This window comes from Guptibacillus hwajinpoensis (assembly GCF_005144865.1).
Classification (GTDB): domain Bacteria; phylum Bacillota; class Bacilli; order Bacillales; family Guptibacillaceae; genus Guptibacillus; species Guptibacillus hwajinpoensis_A.
On record NZ_SWFM01000003.1, the window covers coordinates 137,731 to 156,341 of the forward strand.

The following is an 18,611-nucleotide window of genomic DNA, read 5'->3' on the forward strand; positions in this document are numbered from 1 at the left end:
TTACGCCCCTTCTTTCCACTCTAGGAGTAATAACTCTGAACAAAAGCCAGGACCAAGAGCAGCCATTAAACCAGAGGCACCTGTTTTGCACCCCTTTCTCATGAATTGATCCAATACATAAACGATTGTAACTGAACTCATGTTGCCGTATTGTCTTAGTACCTCGCGTGATATATTGGTCATTGACTTCTCTAATCCCAGCGCCTCTTCATAAGCTGTTAACACTTTTGTACCTCCGGGATGCGCAATAAAATAGTCAATTTCTTCAGGGACTTTATTCTGTGATGTAAGGAATTCTTTAACGTTTGGTTCAAGCCATGTCGAAACAATAGATGGAATCGATTTTGAGAAAACAACGTGTAAACCCTGGTTACTTACTTCCCATCCCATAACATCCTCAGAATCTTTCATAAGTGTAGACCGAACTGAAATGATAGCTGGTATATTGTTCATTTTCGAATGTTGAAGCAACGGAGATTTTTCACCAGTTACGAGCATACATGATACGCCATCAGCAAAAAGTGCAGTGCCTATTAAGTTGCTTTTGGAATAATCTCCATGTTGGAATGTTAAGCTACATAATTCCACATTCACAATAAGTACAGCCTCTTCGGGATGAGCTATGCAGTACTCACTTGCCCGTGAAAGACCTGATGCTCCGCCAGCACATCCAAGTCCCCAGAGGGGAATACGTTTCGTGTGTGGTGAAAAAGGAAGTACATTCATAATTCTTGCTTCAATGCTCGGAGTTGATATTCCCGTAGTTGAGACAAAAAAAATTGCTGCCACTTCGCTACAATCTATTTCTCTCTTTAAATAAAAAGAATTGTTTAGACAATCTTTTATCGCTTCTGTAGCAAAATCGACTGAAAGAGCGATATACCGTTCATTTTTTTCTTCGAAACTAGGTCCACTGCTATACCAATCCAACGGCATTGCAAAGTATCTCGTATCTATTTCAGCACTTTGGAAAACTGGGAGAAGGCGATCAATATCACGAAAGTGGTCACCAAATTGCTTTTTTGCAAAAGCTGCAGCATCTGACTGATGAAGACAATGTGGAAGTAGATGTTTTCCGATCGATAAAATCATTCTGCTAAGCTCCTTTAGCTACTCTTTTTAAGTAGTTTGAGAAATGACAGCTTATTTTATACAAGAAATGGTAGGAACAGAAGATCTCAGAAACAAAAAAATGATGCCTAAGAAGGCATCATTTATGTGTGATAAGAACCATTTAATTTCACTTCCTGAAGGATTTCAAGGAGCTTTGAGAGATCGGCTTTCTTTAATGCTAGTAGAAACTCAGATTCGTCACTTATATAAAGTCGTTTTCTCCCCGGGTAGCTAGGCAACAAATTCAGGGCCACCACTTCATGAACTGGCGAATCAGCGGTCCATATCCCCTCCTCTTTTGCACGTATCGCAAAAATAGCAGGATAGAGCACATAGAAAATCTTCTGATTGCCAGCTTCTTCGTATGTTACAGAGGATCGAACAAATGAATCTTCAGGGGAATTAGAACGTTCTTTCTCAAGCTGTTCGTAAGTTATATGGGTTAACCGCATGTATAGCCCTCCTTATGAACAACCAGCCACTATTCTTGATCTGGAAGTTCCTGAAATTTCTCGAAAAACAAATCTGCTTCATCATCTTCAGTTTCCTCTGTGCCATCTGGCAAGGGAGGTAGCTCTTTAATAGTACTTAATCCAAAATGAAACAGAAACTCTCTTGTTGTACCGTATAATATTGCTCTACCAGCCTTCTCAGCTCTTCCAGCTTCTTTAATCAGCAACTTACTCATTAGAGTTTGAAGTGGTTTATCTGTTTTCACTCCACGAATTTCCTCAATTTCAACTCTTGTAATTGGTTGTTTGTAGGCAATGATAGCTAGCGTTTCTAGTGCTGCTTGAGACAAAGAATGGTTCCCAGGTTTATCGATTAACTTCTCTATAAAGGGAGCGTTTTTGGCATTTGTCGTAAGTTGATAGCCCCCACCAATAAATGCTATTTTAAATCCCCGATCTCTATCATCATATTCTTGTTGTAAGTCATTTAGCGCATCCAGAAGTGTCTCTTCTTCTAGTGATATCGTTCCAGAGAGATCTTTAACGGTGATTCCCTCGTCACCTACCACAAACAAAAGACTTTCGATAATGCTCTTTACTTCTTCTTTCGTCACTCCGAGACCTTCCCTTCACGTTCAAAAATCATTATTTCTCCAAAATTCCGATCTTGCTCACACGCCACATCTCTCGTTTTCATTAACTCTAGAACAGCAAGAAATGTCACAATCATATGGCTACGATCTTCTTCTGCGAATAGATCCAGAAATCGCCTTCTGCCCTTTCCCTGTAGCTGCTTCCGAATTTCTTTCATTCGTTCTTCAATCGAAATATCTTGTCCTTGTATTCTAGTTCGCTTCGGTTTCTTCTCCTTCACTCGCCGAGACATTTTCTGAAATGCCGCAAGCATATCATAAAGAGTAACATCCCCTATCGAGGTGTGACTATCTTCACGGCTATACTCACTTATATCAGCTGGAGGGCGTGCGTAAAGAAGACTGCGGCTACTTTCCTTTTCCTTTAAATCATTAGCTGCTTCTTTAAATCTTCTATATTCCACTAGACGCTGAACTAGCTCTTCGCGTGGATCTTCATCGAAATCCATGTCTTCTTCAAGTAATTCTTCTTCTCTTTGAGGTAGTAGCATCTTACTTTTGATAGCTAACAGCGTTGCTGCCATCACGAGATACTCACTAGCTACATCCAGTTGCAGTTCTTTCATTGTATGTATGAATGTTAAATATTGGTCTGTTATTTGGGAAACAGGGATATCATAGATATCCACTTCGTACTTATTAATTAGGTGTAGCAATAGATCCAGTGGACCCTCAAATGCGTCAACCTTAACACTATATTGCATCATGTCTTCATCTTCCTTTATCCTTGTCCATCTCTTAACCGATTATATCATAGATGAATACACCCACGGTCAATAGAAATTCTTTAGAAAGTTAACAACTTTAGGAAGGCTCTTTTCGTAGACATTGTTGCTATAATAGTGGATTTTTCCGCTCCAGGATGCTCGCTTTCCTTGGTGCGGGCGGTGAGCCTCCTTCCGCTCCAATTAGCGTAGTGTGGTTTTTATGAAATTTTCTACAATAGCTTATAGAAAAGAGCCTTGAGGTAAAAGGAAAGACCGGGATTTAACCCGGTCCTGTTATTGCTTTTGCTGGGAGAGAATACTTTTAATCACGTTGTCAGTATTCATTCTCTTGGATTGGTGATTTTGATAATAGCTGTACACTGCAGCACCTGCACTGATCGTTGCTAGTACAGACATCATTCCGTTTCCCTTGCCCATATAAAGCAACTCCCTGAATCGTATTGGTTCATCAGAACCATTCCTATTATGCTTCTTCTGACCGAAACCCATGCGCTTTATCATACCAGCCTGAGTATGCTACACTACTTAAAGAAATGGAGGGGGCGACATGTATTCAGAAGCTTACATTGAATATTTGGTGCATTTCCATGGGCTCAGAGATTACTTCGAATGTCACGAAATTCTCGAAGAGCACTGGAAAGAAGATCCTAGAGGAAAAAGAAAGCTTCACTGGGTAGGACTTATTCAGGTTGCAGTCGGACTATACCACCATCGCAGAAGTAATTTCACAGGTGCAGAGCGGATGATTGCGAATGCTAAGCGTATTATCTCTACTGAGCGAATTGAGCTTGAGAAGCTTGCCATTGACGTTGATCAGCTTCTTCTACATCTTTCCGATGAACAGCAATTAATTCATTCAAAAGCTCCATATGCTGGATTTGAAATACCCATAACAAGCAAGGAACTTTTAGATACATGCCGTGAGCGGTGTACCAATTTAGGATATGTATACGGCAGCTTTAGTGATTTGTCCAATCCGGACCTCGTACACAGACACTCTAGGCGTGATCGCACTGATATCATTGAAGAACGAGACCAACAATATCGAATAAAACAACAGAAAAGGAACGGCTAAGCCGTTCCTTTTCAAATAGAAAATTTATTTAATGTTTTCTTCTAAATGGCACCGTTCAAAGAACGTACCTGTATATTCATTACCTTTTATATCAATCTCTTCACTCAGCATTTCACGAAGTGCTTCCACCATCTGTTTACCTATCCCTTGATGGCGATGAGAAGGGTTGACGCTAATATGCTTAAGCTCAACTTCATTATCATTGACCCACTCAATACCAAGTAAACCAATAATATCTTCCTCTTTCCAAAGAAAAAGCTGCCATGAATCCATTTCTTCATAGTCTTTAATCGATTGTTGCAATCGTTTAATGTCTTTTTCGTTTGGCATAAAGCTTAATAATCCCATTGCAATTTTCTCATGGGCTTTCTTATAACGAATTAGCATGATTATCCCTCATTAATGTAATTCTTGGCTCGCCGTTTATATAACTATTCAAGGAACGAATAAAATGTTCACAATAATCTACGGACAAGCGCAGCGAGCATGATGATCGCAATGATCACACATATTCGAATCAACCATTTTTCTTGATCTTTTCCTGGCTTCAAAAGTAGAACTCCCTTGCCTTTCATCGAACACCATACTCATCATAGCCAAAAATCACCTGATAATCAACCTTCAAATGATTTTGATAAATTCGCCATTTCGATTGCAGCTGTTGCAGCATCCCAGCCTTTGTTACCTGCTTTAGTTCCAGCTCGTTCTACAGCCTGCTCAATTGTATTCGTAGTTAAAACACCAAAGATGACAGGAACACCTGATTGCATCGTTAAGTTCGCCACACCTTTTGAAACTTCACCACACACATAGTCAAAGTGAGGTGTTGCCCCACGGATTACGGTTCCAAGCGTAATGATTGCGTCATAGCGCCCAGTATCAACCATTTTCTTTGCAGCAAATGGGATTTCAAAAGCCCCTGGCACCCATGCAATATCAATGTTTTCTTCTGATAACCCGTGCCTTTTTAATGCGTCCTCAGCACCTCCTAGAAGCTTACTGGTAATAAATTCATTAAATCTTCCTACTACAATACCCACTTTTAGACCAGATCCAACCAAATTTCCTTCAAATAATTGTCCCATTTTGAAAATCCTCCTTGTTTTTGTTTATCACTTAGAAATGAAGCATGTGTCCTAACTTGCTATGTTTTGTTTTTAGATACCGTTCATTTTCTTTTCTTGACGGCATTTGTAAAGGAACACGTGCAGTTACCTCAAGACCGTATCCGGTTAATCCAGCTATCTTTCTTGGATTATTTGTGAGCAAGTTCATTTTTGATATCCCTAAATCTCGTAGAATTTGTGCTCCAATTCCATAATCTCTTAGATCTGGCTTGAACCCAAGCTTCTCATTTGCCTCAACGGTATCATACCCTTGCTCCTGAAGTTTATATGCTTTCATCTTATTAAAGAGCCCAATACCTCTACCTTCTTGTCTCATATAAAGCAAGACGCCATGTCCTTCTTCTTCAATCTGAGCTAATGCTGCATGTAGTTGCGGTCCACAATCACATCGGTATGAACCAAAAACATCTCCTGTTAAACATTCAGAATGAACACGGACAAGCGTTGGCTCATCATGCAGGATTTCTCCTTTAATCAGTGCAACATGTTCTTTTTGATCAAGAACATTTGAATATCCTACAGCTCGAAATGAGCCAAACTCTGTTGGAAGTTCGATTTCAACTTCCTTTTTTACTAGTACATCTTTACGGTTACGATACTGAATCAAATCTTTAATCGTAATCATCTTTAAATCAAATTCCTTCGCTATCTCAGCAAGATCGGGCACACGTGCCATCTCACCATCTTCTTTCATTATTTCACATATAACTCCCGCAGGAGCTGAACCTGATAGTCTCGCTAAATCGACTGCCGCTTCAGTATGTCCGGCTCTTCTCAAAACGCCACCGTCTTTTGCGATAAGCGGAAAGATATGACCTGGACGATTAAAATCAGCAGGTCTTGCATTTGGATCGATCAGTGCTTGAATGGTCGCAGCACGTTCTGCCGCTGAAATTCCTGTCGTCGTACTTATATGATCAACACTAACTGTAAAGGCAGTTCCATGTGAGTCAGTATTATGATCAACCATAGGATTTAATTTCAAAGCCTGTGCACGCTCATCGGTAATTGGCGTACAAACAAGACCCCGTCCCTTTGTTATCATGAAATTAATAGTCTCAGGTGTAACTTTATCTGCAAGTGCAACAAAATCTCCTTCGTTCTCACGATTCTCGTCATCACATACGATGACTACTCTGCCCTGCATTAAATCATAAATGGCTTCTTCAATTGTATGAAACATATCTGACCCTCCTGTTGCCATATTATTTAAATCCATGCTCTTCATAGAACTGGCTGCCAAGTGAAGCAGGTTCTGGTTTAGATCCATTCCTTTGGTCCAAATATTGCATAATGTACTTCCCAAGCATATCGCATTCAATATTCACTAGGTCACCTACGCGCTTCCGACCAAGAACCGTCTCTTCAACTGTATGCGGAATGAGCGAGATCGTAAGAGAATGGTCACCTATTCCAAATACCGTCAAGCTTGTCCCGTCAATCGAAACAGAACCCTTTTCAACAAAATAAATTATCAGGTCTCTGGAAATAGAAATATCGTAATACACGGCGTTTTCAACCTTTTCAACACGAGTGATTTCACCTACTCCATCAACGTGTCCAGAGACAAAATGGCCACCAAAACGGCCATTAGCAGCCATGGCCCTCTCAAGATTAATTGAAGAATTAGGACCAAGATGACGGAGTGCAGTTGATTTAAAAGTTTCAGGCATAATGTCCACTGTAAAAGTAGAATTTGTAAATGACGTTACGGTCAAACAAACCCCGTTAATTGAAATGCTATCACCTAAATGTACGTCTTTTAAAACAGTGGAAGCAGCAATTTGCATCACAATGGATTCGCCTGCTTGCTGAACACTTTCTACCCTTCCAATTTCTTCAACAATCCCAGTAAACATTATGCATTCTCCTTTCGTGTTGCGATCACTCTAATGTCTTCTCCAATTTGGTCCACACTCTCAATCGTCAAGTTGACTGCATCACTCATCACAGAAAAGCCGTTTGCCCCAAATGAAGTAGGTGCATCTCTACCCCCAATTAACTTAGGTGCTAAGTATGTAATAACTTGTTGAAAGCAGCCACTTTCAAGAAAACTTCCATGAACTTCTGAGCCACCCTCTACAAACAACGAGGTAATGTTACGCTCACCTAGAAGATCGAGCACTTCATCAATTGAAATCGAATCCTGTGTTACTTCAATTAATTGAACGTGTTTTTGAAAGTTGCGCTTATTTTTATTTAAAGCACTTTTGGTTGTTACAATCCACGTTTCTGCAGAGTCATCGGTAAGTAATATTGAATCGGATGGGATTCTAAGGTGATGATCAAGTACGATTCTGATCGGTGACAATCCCTCACCGAATCTTGTCGTTAACGATGGATTATCTGATATAACTGTTCCAATCCCTACAAGTATAGCGTCGTGAAGATGGCGAATAGAATGGACATCTTTTCTTGCTTCTTCTCCAGTAATCCACTTACTGTCTCTATTTCTGGTTGCTATTTTACCATCAAGCGTAGTAGCTGACTTCAGCGATACAAAAGGTCGTTTATGGGTGATATAATAAAAAAACATTTTGTTAAGATTTAATGCTTCTTCTTCTTCGAGACCTATCTCAACGGTAACGCCTGCTTCCCTTAATTTCGCTACTCCTCCTCCCGCTACAAGAGGATTGGGATCCTGACTAGCAATAAAAACAGATTTTATTCCTGCTTCAATGAGAGCGTCTGCACACGGAGGGGTTCGCCCATGATGACTACATGGCTCAAGTGTAACGTAAGCAGTACCACCACTGGCCTCCTTCCCGGCCATTCTAAGAGCATGTACTTCTGCATGTTCCTCACCAGCTCTTAAATGTGCTCCCATACCGACGATACGCCCATTATTAACAATGATCGCGCCAACGGCTGGATTAGGGTTCGTCTGACCAAGAGTGGTTCTAGCCATACTAATTGCGGTTTTCATATAATCTAAATGATTCATACGATCGACTCCTGTGTCACTCTCCATTAATGGCGATGAGAAAGACATAAAAAAACCTCCCAAAACAACCGTCAGGGAGGTAAAAGCATATGCCAAATAAACCTTCTGAATCTATTATTCAAAAGGAGATTGGTCACTTTTTTCCTTCTCCCATCCAGACTATACTGTCGGTTCTGGTTTCTCACCAGATCCACCGTTTGCTTCTGCAACCGGGTCACGGACTTAGCCAGCATTATTGCCAGTCATCACCGCCGGTTGGGATTTTCACCCGACCCCGAAGGAAAGTTTTTTTAGTTTTTAGAATAAGGAAGGACTATTCTTCGTCCCAGACCTTAACTTCTTTCATTACGTCACCTTGCTTAATGCGAAGAACTGTATCCATTCCGTCTGTTACTTGACCGAAAACAGTATGCACTCCGTCAAGATGTGGCTGTGGTTCATGAACAAGGAAGAATTGGCTACCGCCAGTGTTCTTTCCGGCATGTGCCATAGAAAGGGAACCTGCTTTGTGCTTATGAGGGTTACCTTCTGTTTCACAGTCAATTGTGTAACCAGGACCGCCCATACCAGAACCTGTAGGGTCGCCACCTTGAGCAACAAAACCAGGAATAACGCGGTGGAAGTTTACTCCGTTATAGAAGCCTTCGTTTGCAAGTTTTTCAAAGTTAGCTACTGTGTTGGGTGCTTCTTCTGGGAAGAATTCAATTTGAATTACTTCACCGTTTTCAAATGCAATTGTACCTTTTTTCATTAGAATATCCTCCTGCACAAACAATTTTCTTAAAAGCTCTTTCATTATAGCACAGACTAAAGCACTTCCATATCATTTCTACTTAATGAATATTATTTTGAAATAATCGCCTGTTTAAGTGGCAAATCATGACGAATCAGATCTTCATATGATTCTCTTCTCACAACTAGGCTTGCTTCACCATTTTCAACAAAGACAACAGCCGGCCTTGGAAGACGATTATAATTATTAGCCATCGAATATCCATACGCACCTGTTGAGAAAACAGCCATCGTATCTCCTGCGATTGCTCTTTGCAACTCGCAATCCCAAATGATCATATCTCCTGACTCGCAGCACTTCCCTGCAACCGAATAAAGATGATCACTCGGTTCATACATTCGATTAGCAATGGTTGCTTCATATTTCGCCTGATAAAGAGCAGGACGGAGGTTATCACTCATGCCGCCATCTACAGCTAGGTAATTTCTAAGCTCAGGAACTTGTTTATGTGAACCAACAGTATAGAGTGTGATTCCTGCTTCCCCTACAAGTGACCGACCTGGTTCTATCCAAATTTCTGGCATATTCATTTCTGTCCTCAGTTGGCTTTTAACAGTCTTGATCATTGCTTCAATATAATCTTCAACCGGTAGAGGCTCATCATCTGATGTATAGCGAATTCCGAATCCACCACCAAGGTTAAGAACTTCAGGTCCAAAACCAAAAGATTCATACCATTTTGAAAGGTAACTATAAATTTTCTCAATGGCCATAACAAATCCAGTCGTTTCAAAAATCTGAGATCCGATATGACAATGAAGACCCAAAAGATGAATTTGCTTCATTTCACTTGCAGATTTAATCGCTTCCTCTACCTGACCACTTTGAAGGTCAAATCCAAATTTCGAATCTTCTTGACCAGTCAAAATATAATCATGAGTATGCGCTTCTATTCCAGGGGTAATCCGTAACAATATATTTGCTCGAACACCTTTCTCTTCTGAAAGTTGCTCAAGTAATGACAATTCATAAAAATTATCAACCACAAAGCAGCCAATTTCAGCATCCAATGCCATGCGTATTTCTGCTTCGCTTTTGTTATTACCATGAAAATGAATGCGCTCGACAGGAAAACCAGCCTGAAGAGCAGTATATAGTTCTCCTCCAGATACAACATCAAGACTTAAGCCTTCTTCTTCTGCCAGCTGAATCATTGCCACACATGAGAATGCTTTGCTTGCATATGCTACCTGATAATTAATATTTCCACGTTCAAAAGCGCTTCGAAACGCTCTTGCTTTCTCTCGAATCATCGAGACATCATATACATACAATGCTGTCCCAAACTTCTTCCCCAATTGAACGGTATCTACCCCTCCAATTGTTAAATGTCCTTCCTCTGAAACCGTTGATGTACCATATAGGTTCACATCTTTCTCCCCTCTCGCTAATGATTTATGCGAGCACCCTCCATACAATAAGAAAAACAGCCAACTATAGATACATTGGCTGTTTTCTCCGTATCCTCACGAGTTGGATTAGCTCACCACTGAAAGAAATCCATCTAACAGTGACAGTCTGCAGCTTATTCAGCAGCAGCCCAGCAAGAAAAGGTTGGTCCTTTATCCCACTTCGGCAAATTGACCTTTCAGATACCTTCTTCGCAATCCATTATATGCTCAGATACCTTACTCATTCGTTTTGCGCCTCTATCCCCATTACTTTAAATGAGGTCTATTCTATTAAGAAATAAATTACCACACATTTTACGATTCAGCAAGTGGTTTGTCCGGTTGCTTGTTCTTGTTTTGAGGCTCTGTAATACTCGGACGAAGTTTTGTTAGTGGCACTGAGACGCGTATTAGCACTTGAATGAATGCTTTGGGATTGAATGGGATGAATGGCCACATGTAAGGTGTGTTGAGAGGCTTTAAACTAACTAGAAAGAGTATAACTGCTGTTACTCCTATAATATATCCTGGTACTCCGAAAAAGAAGACAAGAAATAACAGTACTAACCTAATTAATTTGTTTGCAATAGCTAGTTCGTAACTTGGAGTTGCAAAAGAACCTACCGCTGCTATTGAAACATATAGAATGACTTCAGGAACAAACAATCCAACATCTATGGCAATCTGACCAATTAATACAGCAGCAATAAGACCCATCGCAGTTGATAAAGGGGTAGGTGTATGAATCGCTGCCATCCTTAAGGTTTCAATACCTATCTCAGCAAGAATGATCTGAAGAAAAATAGGTACGTTTGATTTGTCATTTGGGCCAATAAAATCAATCGTTTTCGGAAGCAGTTCAGGTTGGTCAACCATTAATAGCCATAATGGTAATAACAAAAGCGCTGCAAGCATGCCCCCAAACCGAACCCAACGAAGAAACGCACCTGGAAGAGGAGCTTCCCGATATTCTTCGGCATGTTGAACATGATGAAAGAAAGTGGTCGGCGTAATAATAACGCTTGGAGAAGTGTCCACTATAATTAGAACATGTCCTTCTAATAAGTGAGAAGCTGCTACATCAGGTCGTTCAGTGTACCTAACTAATGGAAAAGGATTGGCAGCCTGATGAACAAGAAATTCCTCTACTGTCTTATCTGCCATCGGAATACCATCAATGTTAATTTCTTCAAGCTTCTTCTTTATTATCTCAATCAAATTCGGATTGGCTACATCCTGGATATACGTGATACAAACGTCTGTCTTAGAACGCTCACCAATTTGTAAAATTTCGTTACGTAACCTTCCATCTCTAATTCTTCGCCTCGTTAAAGCGGTATTCTCAATAATATTTTCCGTGTAACCATCCCTTGAACCTCTAATGACTTTCTCTGTGTCTGGTTCTTGAGGTGTTCTACCCGGGTATTTTCGAACATCTATTATAAAAGCCTGCTCTTCGCCTTCCATAAAAACAGCAATTAATCCTGATAAAACCTGATCCACCACTTCATCAAAGGTTTCAACAACAGTAACTTGCTGATGGGGTAAATGATTATGAATGACCTGCTCAAGTTTTATCGTTAATCTATGGTGATCATCAATAAACATTAACTCACGCATAATTTCAACGATGATGGAGGTATCACAAAGACCAGTACAATAATAAAATTGAACTTCTTTATTCAAAATTTTTAACTTACGTACCCCTACATCAAAACTTTTGCCTATTCCGATCGATTTCGATAAAAATTCTTCGTTTTCTTTTATTTTCTTAAATATTTTCTGCTTGTTATTTATCTTGGATGTCATTAAAACCGCTCCTTTCGAGCAGAATTTCAACAGCTTTTAACGTAATCGGAGAACCGACTGATGGATCATCTATACCGGACATTTTACCTATATCTCCAACCCCGACAATAATTGGTATATTTAACTTATCCAGAATAGATACCGTGTCACCATCTATTCTTCCTGCCTCCATATCGGCGAAGCCATTCTTATCCACTCCATAATGAGTGAGCTCACCAGTCCGATCGATTGACACATCAACTCTTGTCCATTCAGAGAAATGTGTTCTTGAAGCAACTGCAATCGCTCCGAGAACATCAATGTTCTCATCCTCTGCTACCGCTTGCATTGCAAGTTCTCCATATCCTTCCCCTGGGAATCCGCTATCATCAAACATGACGAAAACCGGATCATGAGGAGTTTGATGTATGAGAGAGACAATTTCATAACCAGCGAGCGGGCTAGGATTACCTGCCGACTGACTAATACACCTTCCCCCAATATCTGAAGCTACCTTTTCAATTGCCTTTTGTGCATATAGATCGCCATCGGTTACGAAAACGACCCGCCGCTTTTTATCCATTGATCTCACCCCTTTGGTTTAAATAATAGTGCTACGATAAACCCAAAAACGATTGCTGAAGAAATCCCCGCTGAAGTTAATTGAAAAATGCCCATTGCGATGCCTATAAATCCGTGTTCCTCACCTTGTTGCATTGCACCATGTAGTAATGAATGCCCAAAGCTTGTGATTGGCACAGTCGCTCCAGCACCAGCAAACTCAATCAACCGATCATAAATTCCAAATCCATCAAGCACAGCACCGATTACAACAAATGAAGACATAACATGAGCAGGTGTTAATTTAAAAATATCCAAAAGGAGTTGTCCAACAACACAAATGGCTCCCCCAACTGCAAAGGCTATGAAATATTCCATTAGCTAACACCTCCAACGCGCTCAAACACAACGGCATGTGCAATGGCAGGCATGCTTTCTTTTTGTTGTACCATTACGGGGCTATGCAAACATCCAGTTGCTGTAACAAGAATTTTGTTATACATTCCTTTTTTTAATAAATCGATTAAATGCCCATAAGTTACAACTGCAGAACAAGCACAACCGCTCCCTCCAGCAAACACCTCTTTTTGATCAGGTCGATAGATCATTAAACCACAATCATTGTGGTTGTTTGTAATATCAAACCCTTTCTCAAGCAATAAATCTCTTAGGATAGGAGAGCCAATCGATGAAAGATCCCCGGTTACGATCAGGTCATAATCTGTTGGCAACACATCTAAGTCAGTAAAATGAGCTGCAAGTGTATCTGCTGCTGCAGGTGCCATTGCGGAGCCCATATCGAATGGATCCTTTATCCCCCAATCCACAACTCTTCCAATGGTAGCTGCAGAGATCCTAATGTCAGAGGTCTCTCTTCCGATTAAGGCAGCTCCAGCTCCAGTTACCGTGGATGTTGCTGTTCCTGGCTTTTGTCCTCCATACTCAGTAGGGTAACGAAATTGCCGCTCCGCTGTTGCATTATGACTACTAACACCAGCTATTGCATAGTTAACAAATTCTCCTTCAACGAGTGACGAAGCAATCGCGAGAGACTCCATTGATGTTGAACAAGCACCAAAAACACCTAAAAACGGAATGTGATTTGTTCTTGCTGTATAAGTGGCACTTACTATTTGATTTAATAAGTCACCTGCTACAAAAACATCTACCTGATCCTGCGTCATTTCTTTCTTTTTCAAGCAGGTATTAACCGCATCTTCAAGCAATTTACGCTCAGCAAGCTCCCAATTATCCTGATCACAATGAAGGCTTTGATACGTAACATCAAACTGATCTCCGAAAGGACCTTCTGCTTCTTTAGGTCCAACAGCTGTCCCAACAGATTGTACATATACGTTTTGGAATTTCCACGATTGCTTTCCTAGCTTCATCTATGCTCTCTCCTTATAGCAGGGCTTTAAAAACCATTCTAATCATTCCTACAATATAAGCTGCTACAACTCCAAATACGATAACTGAACCAGCAAGCTTAAACATGTTCGTTGCAATTCCAAGCACAATCCCCTCGCTTCTATGTTCTAATGCAGCACTTGTAATGGAATTCGCAAAACCGGTAACTGGAACTGCTGAACCGGCACCAGCAAATTGCCCGAGTTTGTCATACCAACCAAAAGCCGTTAATAAAGCCGCAAAAAGAATCAACGTAGCTACCGTAGGATTACCTGCTGTTTCTTTCGAGAAGTCAAATACATTCATATAGAAATTTTGAATCACTTGCCCCAACATGCATATGAGTCCACCTACAACAAAAGCCTTTAGAGCATTTAAAACATAAGGCGGTTTAGGTTGGTACGACTTGATGTTTTCCTTGTATTGATTCTGATCATTAAGTGAATTAGACATTAATTTGTTCCTCCATCTACAAAGATAGTCCAATGAAATAAAGAACCGAAAACCTTCCCTAGTACAATCGCCATTAATAAGATTAGAATTTTGTCAATAAATCCAATACGTTTTGTGAGAATAGGTAATACATTGAGAACCTCAGTTAACGCAGCTGCTAGCATCCCAATAAAAATACCTGATCCAAGCCCAATTGGGATAACTATAACTTTCGGCAAGCCAAGTATAGGGTTACGAAGTGAAAGCCAACTTGACACAACAGCCCCAATAATAATGCCCCATTCATAAAAGCGAATAAGGTGTACTGTCTTCGATAGCTGCGTTAGTCTTGGAATAATACCGAGAACGGAAAGGAATGCTACAAAACCTGCTCCTACTGCAATTCCTTCTGCAAATCCAATTAACATAACGAATATAAATTGGGCATTCATGGTTTCGGTTTTCCGTTTTCTTCATTTTCATGAACAATGACATACTGATCGAGGTCTTGCTGATAATTAAACATCTCTACCTCTAAAGGACTTGGCTCCTCATTAAAACGCTTTTTAAATAAATGATTAAAAAATAGGATCATCCCAATTCCTAACCCAAGAGAATAAGGTACTTGCAGAAGAAGTGGTTTAGGGTTATCAATTCCTGTCACAATTTTATATATCTGCTGGTGAACTTCTCTCATGCTTACATCTTCATGGAAGTTCATAATGGCAAGCGCAGCACCGATAAATAATAAGCACCAGATGAGCACAAAATATACCGGTGCTAATTTTTTCTTTGGAAACTGCACCTCTATAATGGTTTGTGTTGGCCCGACCACTTGAATCTCCAGTTCAGGTATACCTCGTTGAATGACCGTAATGACTTTCATAACATCAATTACAATGAGGTTTTTATCTTCCTTGGTAATTTGATAAATTGGCATGTTCTCTACTTTGGCACAGAACTCTTCATCGCCAATAAGTTGGGCAATATCACCTATAACCAATCGAGCATTTGGGGGCACTTTGTTTTTCTGTCTAAGCCGAAGATAGATCATTTCATTTTGCATATATCCTCCGCCTCCTTATTCGAGGGGCATATTGCTTATAGTATGTTTCTGCCAATTAACTCTCATTCTAAAGGCACTCATGTTCCATTAATTCCCTCGAAATGGTCAACCTTCATTCTTCAAAGGTCAGGACTTTGGCAAAATACTCAATAAAAAAACAGACGAGCTATTTGCTCATCTGTTCCTTAATTTGCTTTAATATTTTCTTTTCTAGTCTTGAAACCTGTACCTGTGAGATTCCGAGACGTTCTGCTACTTCCGATTGGGTTTGATCCTTATAATATCTCAAATACACAATTAACCTTTCCCTTGTATCAAGATACTGAAGTGCTTCCTTTAGAGCAAGCTTATCAAACCACGCTGTATCCGTATTATCAGCAATTTGATCCAACAATGTAATTGGATCACCATCATTCTCATAAACGGTTTCATGGATTGAGGAAGGTGCTCGTACAGCTTCTTGCGCCATTACCACTTCTTCAGGCGTTACTTCTATTTTTTCTGCTATTTCATTAATGGTAGGCGTTCTTCCTAGCGATTTCGATAATTCATCCTTCGCTTTTCGAACTTTATTTCCTGTTTCTTTGAGTGAACGACTTACCTTAACGGTTCCATCATCACGAATAAAGCGCTGAATTTCCCCAATAATCATGGGAACTGCATAGGTGGAGAATTTAACATCGTAACTGAGATCGAACTTATCAACGGATTTTAACAGGCCAATACACCCTATTTGAAATAAATCATCCGCTTCATACCCTCGATTTAGAAATCGTTGAACAACGGACCAAACAAGTCTCATATTCTTTTGTACAATAGTGTCTCGTGCGTCCTGGTCCCCGTCCTGGCTTTGTTTAATCAATTCCTTCACTTCATCAGGCTTTAGTTGCGACTGTTTTCCTTTTCTAACCTCCACGTCCATATGCAGGTCCCCTTAATTACATAGCGCTTTATTTTTTGATAGGTACTTCATTAAATGAATTGTCGTACCCTGACCGCTTGCAGATTCCACTTTGACCTCATCCATAAAATTTTCCATAATTGTGAAGCCCATACCCGAACGCTCAAGCTCCGGCTTTGTTGTAAAGAGCGGCTGTCTTGCCTCATCTAGATCTTGAATTCCAATTCCTGTATCACGAATGGTTAGATTAACGGTATCATCGTTTAACTCAACCGAAATAAATACTTTTTCTTCTGAATTTTCTTCATAACCGTGAATAATGGCATTTGTAACAGCTTCTGATACGACCGTTTTAATTTCTGTAAGTTCGTCAACGGTCGGATCAAGCTGTGCAATGAAAGCAGCAACGGTTACACGTGCAAATGACTCGTTTTGACTGAGAGCTGAGAATTCAATGTCCATTCGATTTCTCATTACGCCACCCCCAGAGTTGCGAGGGCATGCTGCTCGTCCGCCTCAAGCCTCACGATTTTGAATAACCCTGACATTTCAAATAATCTCTTCACTGGGCCGGAAATAGAACAGACTACCATCTCACCGCCAAAACTTTTCACTTTATTGTACCGTCCAAGAATGACGCCCAGACCAGAACTATCCATAAACGATAGCCCCTCAAGACTAAGCACAATATGTTCAATTTTGCGTTCTTCAATAATCAGGTCTACCCTGTCTCTTAGCTCTTCAGCTGTATGATGATCCAGCTCCCCATCAAGTCGAATTAAAAGAACGGGATGTCTCACTTCAAGATTGATCGAAAGACTCACGTAACATTCCTCCTCATGTTTGCTTGTGAGTTTTTTCTCTCTTTACAGGGTGAATTCCTTCTTCGTGACAAAACTAGTGGCCGTTCGATAATCTTTTAATCACCTGACATTATGAGAATGTGTTTTGGCGAACTGTGCAGCTGTCCGTTTCATTAACTGCCACCATGAAGCAGAATGAATATTTTCAGAAGACAGAACAGGAGAAGTGGCAGTTACATTCCCATTTACTTTCACTGACAATATACCAACTTCATCGCCCTTCTTTATCGGTGTCTCAATGTGATCATTCATTTTAATAGATGTCGTAATATCACCATTTTCTTGCCCTTTCTTTAGAAGAACAGAAACTCGTTCAGAAGTGATAACTTTCATTAACGATTGATCACCTTTATTTACTTCAAATTTTTTAACAGTGTGATGACGATCAAAAAGCTTTTGGGTTTTATATTGAGAAAAAGCATAGTCAAAAAGTTTTGTAATTTCTGCATTACGTGCTTTTGGTGTCGGGGCGCCCATAACCACTGCTACAACTCGCATATCATCTCTTTTAGCTGTTGCAGTCAAACAATACTTTGCTTCTCTTGTAAAGCCTGTCTTTAACCCATCAACTCCTGGATAGAATTTCACTAATTTATTCGTATTAACGAGCCAGAATTTCTTGTCGGAGTCCTGTCGTAAATAATCTTCATATAGCCCTGTGTACTTTGTTATTAACTCATATTTCAATAACTCTTTGGCCATTAATGCCATATCATTAGCTGTAGAATAATGCTCCTTAGCAGGTAAACCCGTAGGATTAACAAAATGCGTGTTTTTAAGTCCCATTTCTCTTGCTTTTTCATTCATCTTGTTAACGAATTCTTCTTCTGAACCAGAAATTGCTTCTGCCATAGCAACGGACGCGTCGTTACCAGATGCAATAGCAATTCCTTTCAGCATATCGTTAACCGTCATTTCTTCACCGGCCTCAAGAAAAATCTGAGATCCACCCATTGATGCAGCATATTCACTTGCTCTAATTTTCTGATCGAGATTTATTTTGCCACTCTCAATCGCTTCCATTATTAAAATCATTGTCATGATTTTCGTCATACTTGCAGGAGGAAGCTTCTTATCACTATCTTTTTCAAATAATACTGCACCTGTATCTCGCTCAATTAGAATAGCAGATGAGGAATTCTCTGCGATTTTTGTCTTAGCTTCTTCTGCATTTGCAAAACTTGGAACCAGCAAACTTCCTCCTAGCAGGATGGCGAGCAACGTTGCAACAACTTTCATAGGTGATCCCTCCATTCTTAGTATTACAAGGTTTTCCATCCTAATGGAAAAATATACGAATACCTAATCAACATT

General features: G+C 40.1%; 24 protein-coding genes and 2 riboswitches. Of the genes, 1 reads left to right on the top strand and 23 read right to left on the bottom strand.

Features of this window, described 5'->3' with window-relative positions; translation table 11 throughout:
* The 5 genes from FBF83_RS11545 to FBF83_RS21060 form a co-directional block, all read right to left on the bottom strand.
* Positions 1–1,092: a type III polyketide synthase gene (locus FBF83_RS11545; protein ID WP_136947320.1), complete on the bottom strand. Its 1,092-nt coding sequence runs from the start codon at positions 1,090–1,092 to the stop codon at positions 1–3.
* A gap of 122 nt (positions 1,093–1,214) precedes the next feature.
* On the bottom strand, positions 1,215–1,565 hold the full coding sequence (locus FBF83_RS11550; protein WP_136947321.1) for a hypothetical protein: 351 nt from the start codon (positions 1,563–1,565) through the stop codon (positions 1,215–1,217).
* A 29-nt stretch (positions 1,566–1,594) separates the two neighbouring features.
* Positions 1,595–2,179: an SMC-Scp complex subunit ScpB gene (scpB, locus tag FBF83_RS11555; protein WP_136947322.1), complete on the bottom strand. Its 585-nt coding sequence runs from the start codon at positions 2,177–2,179 to the stop codon at positions 1,595–1,597.
* On the bottom strand, positions 2,176–2,922 hold the full coding sequence (locus FBF83_RS11560; RefSeq protein WP_136947789.1) for a segregation/condensation protein A: 747 nt from the start codon (positions 2,920–2,922) through the stop codon (positions 2,176–2,178). Before FBF83_RS11560 ends, scpB begins: the two co-directional genes overlap by 4 nt.
* 297 nt (positions 2,923–3,219) lie before the next feature.
* Positions 3,220–3,363, bottom strand: a complete 144-nt coding sequence (locus FBF83_RS21060) for a hypothetical protein (RefSeq protein ID WP_205665320.1) — start codon at positions 3,361–3,363, stop codon at positions 3,220–3,222.
* A 130-nt stretch (positions 3,364–3,493) separates the two neighbouring features.
* Here FBF83_RS21060 and FBF83_RS11565 point away from each other — a divergent pair, with 130 nt between their 5' ends.
* Positions 3,494–4,021: a DUF309 domain-containing protein gene (locus FBF83_RS11565; protein ID WP_136947323.1), complete on the top strand. Its 528-nt coding sequence runs from the start codon at positions 3,494–3,496 to the stop codon at positions 4,019–4,021.
* A gap of 24 nt (positions 4,022–4,045) precedes the next feature.
* Here the strand turns inward: FBF83_RS11565 and FBF83_RS11570 are convergent, their stop codons facing one another.
* The 18 genes from FBF83_RS11570 to FBF83_RS11655 form a co-directional block, all read right to left on the bottom strand.
* Complete coding sequence (locus FBF83_RS11570) at positions 4,046–4,408, bottom strand: GNAT family N-acetyltransferase (RefSeq protein ID WP_136947324.1); 363 nt, start codon at positions 4,406–4,408, stop codon at positions 4,046–4,048.
* A gap of 227 nt (positions 4,409–4,635) precedes the next feature.
* Positions 4,636–5,106, bottom strand: coding sequence for a 6,7-dimethyl-8-ribityllumazine synthase (gene ribE, locus FBF83_RS11575; protein ID WP_136947325.1), 471 nt, complete (start codon positions 5,104–5,106; stop codon positions 4,636–4,638).
* Positions 5,107–5,137: 31 nt separating this feature from the next.
* Entirely contained in the window at positions 5,138–6,331 is a 1,194-nt protein-coding gene (locus FBF83_RS11580) for a bifunctional 3,4-dihydroxy-2-butanone-4-phosphate synthase/GTP cyclohydrolase II (RefSeq protein ID WP_136947326.1), read from the bottom strand.
* 22 nt (positions 6,332–6,353) lie between these two features.
* Positions 6,354–7,007, bottom strand: a complete 654-nt coding sequence (ribE, locus tag FBF83_RS11585; protein ID WP_136947327.1) for a riboflavin synthase — start codon at positions 7,005–7,007, stop codon at positions 6,354–6,356.
* Positions 7,007–8,092: a bifunctional diaminohydroxyphosphoribosylaminopyrimidine deaminase/5-amino-6-(5-phosphoribosylamino)uracil reductase RibD gene (gene ribD, locus FBF83_RS11590; RefSeq protein ID WP_136947790.1), complete on the bottom strand. Its 1,086-nt coding sequence runs from the start codon at positions 8,090–8,092 to the stop codon at positions 7,007–7,009. The genes ribE (FBF83_RS11585) and ribD overlap by 1 nt, the downstream gene beginning before the upstream one ends.
* 138 nt (positions 8,093–8,230) lie before the next feature.
* A riboswitch (FMN riboswitch) is annotated at positions 8,231–8,378 on the bottom strand.
* Between the two features lie 27 nt (positions 8,379–8,405).
* Entirely contained in the window at positions 8,406–8,843 is a 438-nt protein-coding gene (locus FBF83_RS11595; protein WP_048309178.1) for a peptidylprolyl isomerase, read from the bottom strand.
* Between the two features lie 92 nt (positions 8,844–8,935).
* Positions 8,936–10,255: a diaminopimelate decarboxylase gene (gene lysA / locus FBF83_RS11600; protein WP_136947328.1), complete on the bottom strand. Its 1,320-nt coding sequence runs from the start codon at positions 10,253–10,255 to the stop codon at positions 8,936–8,938.
* 101 nt (positions 10,256–10,356) lie between these two features.
* A riboswitch (Lysine riboswitch) is annotated at positions 10,357–10,545 on the bottom strand.
* Between the two features lie 46 nt (positions 10,546–10,591).
* Positions 10,592–12,085: a spore germination protein gene (locus FBF83_RS11605; protein WP_136947329.1), complete on the bottom strand. Its 1,494-nt coding sequence runs from the start codon at positions 12,083–12,085 to the stop codon at positions 10,592–10,594.
* A complete protein-coding gene (locus FBF83_RS11610) occupies positions 12,066–12,647 on the bottom strand; it encodes a stage V sporulation protein AE (RefSeq protein ID WP_136947330.1) in 582 nt (193 codons plus the stop codon). Before FBF83_RS11610 ends, FBF83_RS11605 begins: the two co-directional genes overlap by 20 nt.
* A gap of 5 nt (positions 12,648–12,652) precedes the next feature.
* On the bottom strand, positions 12,653–13,003 hold the full coding sequence (spoVAE, locus tag FBF83_RS11615) for a stage V sporulation protein AE (RefSeq protein ID WP_136947331.1): 351 nt from the start codon (positions 13,001–13,003) through the stop codon (positions 12,653–12,655).
* Entirely contained in the window at positions 13,003–14,016 is a 1,014-nt protein-coding gene (gene spoVAD / locus FBF83_RS11620) for a stage V sporulation protein AD (RefSeq protein ID WP_136947332.1), read from the bottom strand. The genes spoVAE and spoVAD overlap by 1 nt, the downstream gene beginning before the upstream one ends.
* A 13-nt stretch (positions 14,017–14,029) precedes the next feature.
* The gene (gene spoVAC, locus FBF83_RS11625; RefSeq protein WP_136947333.1) at positions 14,030–14,488 is read right to left on the bottom strand and encodes a stage V sporulation protein AC; all 459 of its coding nucleotides are present in this window, start codon (positions 14,486–14,488) and stop codon (positions 14,030–14,032) included.
* The gene (locus FBF83_RS11630) at positions 14,488–14,919 is read right to left on the bottom strand and encodes a stage V sporulation protein AB (RefSeq protein ID WP_136947334.1); all 432 of its coding nucleotides are present in this window, start codon (positions 14,917–14,919) and stop codon (positions 14,488–14,490) included. The genes spoVAC and FBF83_RS11630 overlap by 1 nt, the downstream gene beginning before the upstream one ends.
* The gene (locus FBF83_RS11635) at positions 14,916–15,533 is read right to left on the bottom strand and encodes a stage V sporulation protein AA (protein ID WP_136947335.1); all 618 of its coding nucleotides are present in this window, start codon (positions 15,531–15,533) and stop codon (positions 14,916–14,918) included. Before FBF83_RS11635 ends, FBF83_RS11630 begins: the two co-directional genes overlap by 4 nt.
* A 166-nt stretch (positions 15,534–15,699) precedes the next feature.
* Positions 15,700–16,455: an RNA polymerase sporulation sigma factor SigF gene (gene sigF / locus FBF83_RS11640; RefSeq protein WP_136947336.1), complete on the bottom strand. Its 756-nt coding sequence runs from the start codon at positions 16,453–16,455 to the stop codon at positions 15,700–15,702.
* Between the two features lie 12 nt (positions 16,456–16,467).
* Positions 16,468–16,908 (bottom strand): anti-sigma F factor, encoded by a 441-nt coding sequence (gene spoIIAB, locus FBF83_RS11645; RefSeq protein ID WP_136947337.1) that lies wholly within the window; start codon positions 16,906–16,908, stop codon positions 16,468–16,470.
* On the bottom strand, positions 16,908–17,258 hold the full coding sequence (gene spoIIAA / locus FBF83_RS11650) for an anti-sigma F factor antagonist (protein WP_136947338.1): 351 nt from the start codon (positions 17,256–17,258) through the stop codon (positions 16,908–16,910). Before spoIIAA ends, spoIIAB begins: the two co-directional genes overlap by 1 nt.
* A 99-nt stretch (positions 17,259–17,357) precedes the next feature.
* Positions 17,358–18,536 carry a D-alanyl-D-alanine carboxypeptidase family protein gene (locus FBF83_RS11655; protein ID WP_136947339.1) on the bottom strand — a complete coding sequence of 393 codons (1,179 nt, stop codon included), beginning with the start codon at positions 18,534–18,536 and terminating at the stop codon, positions 17,358–17,360.
* Positions 18,537–18,611 lie beyond the last annotated feature (75 nt).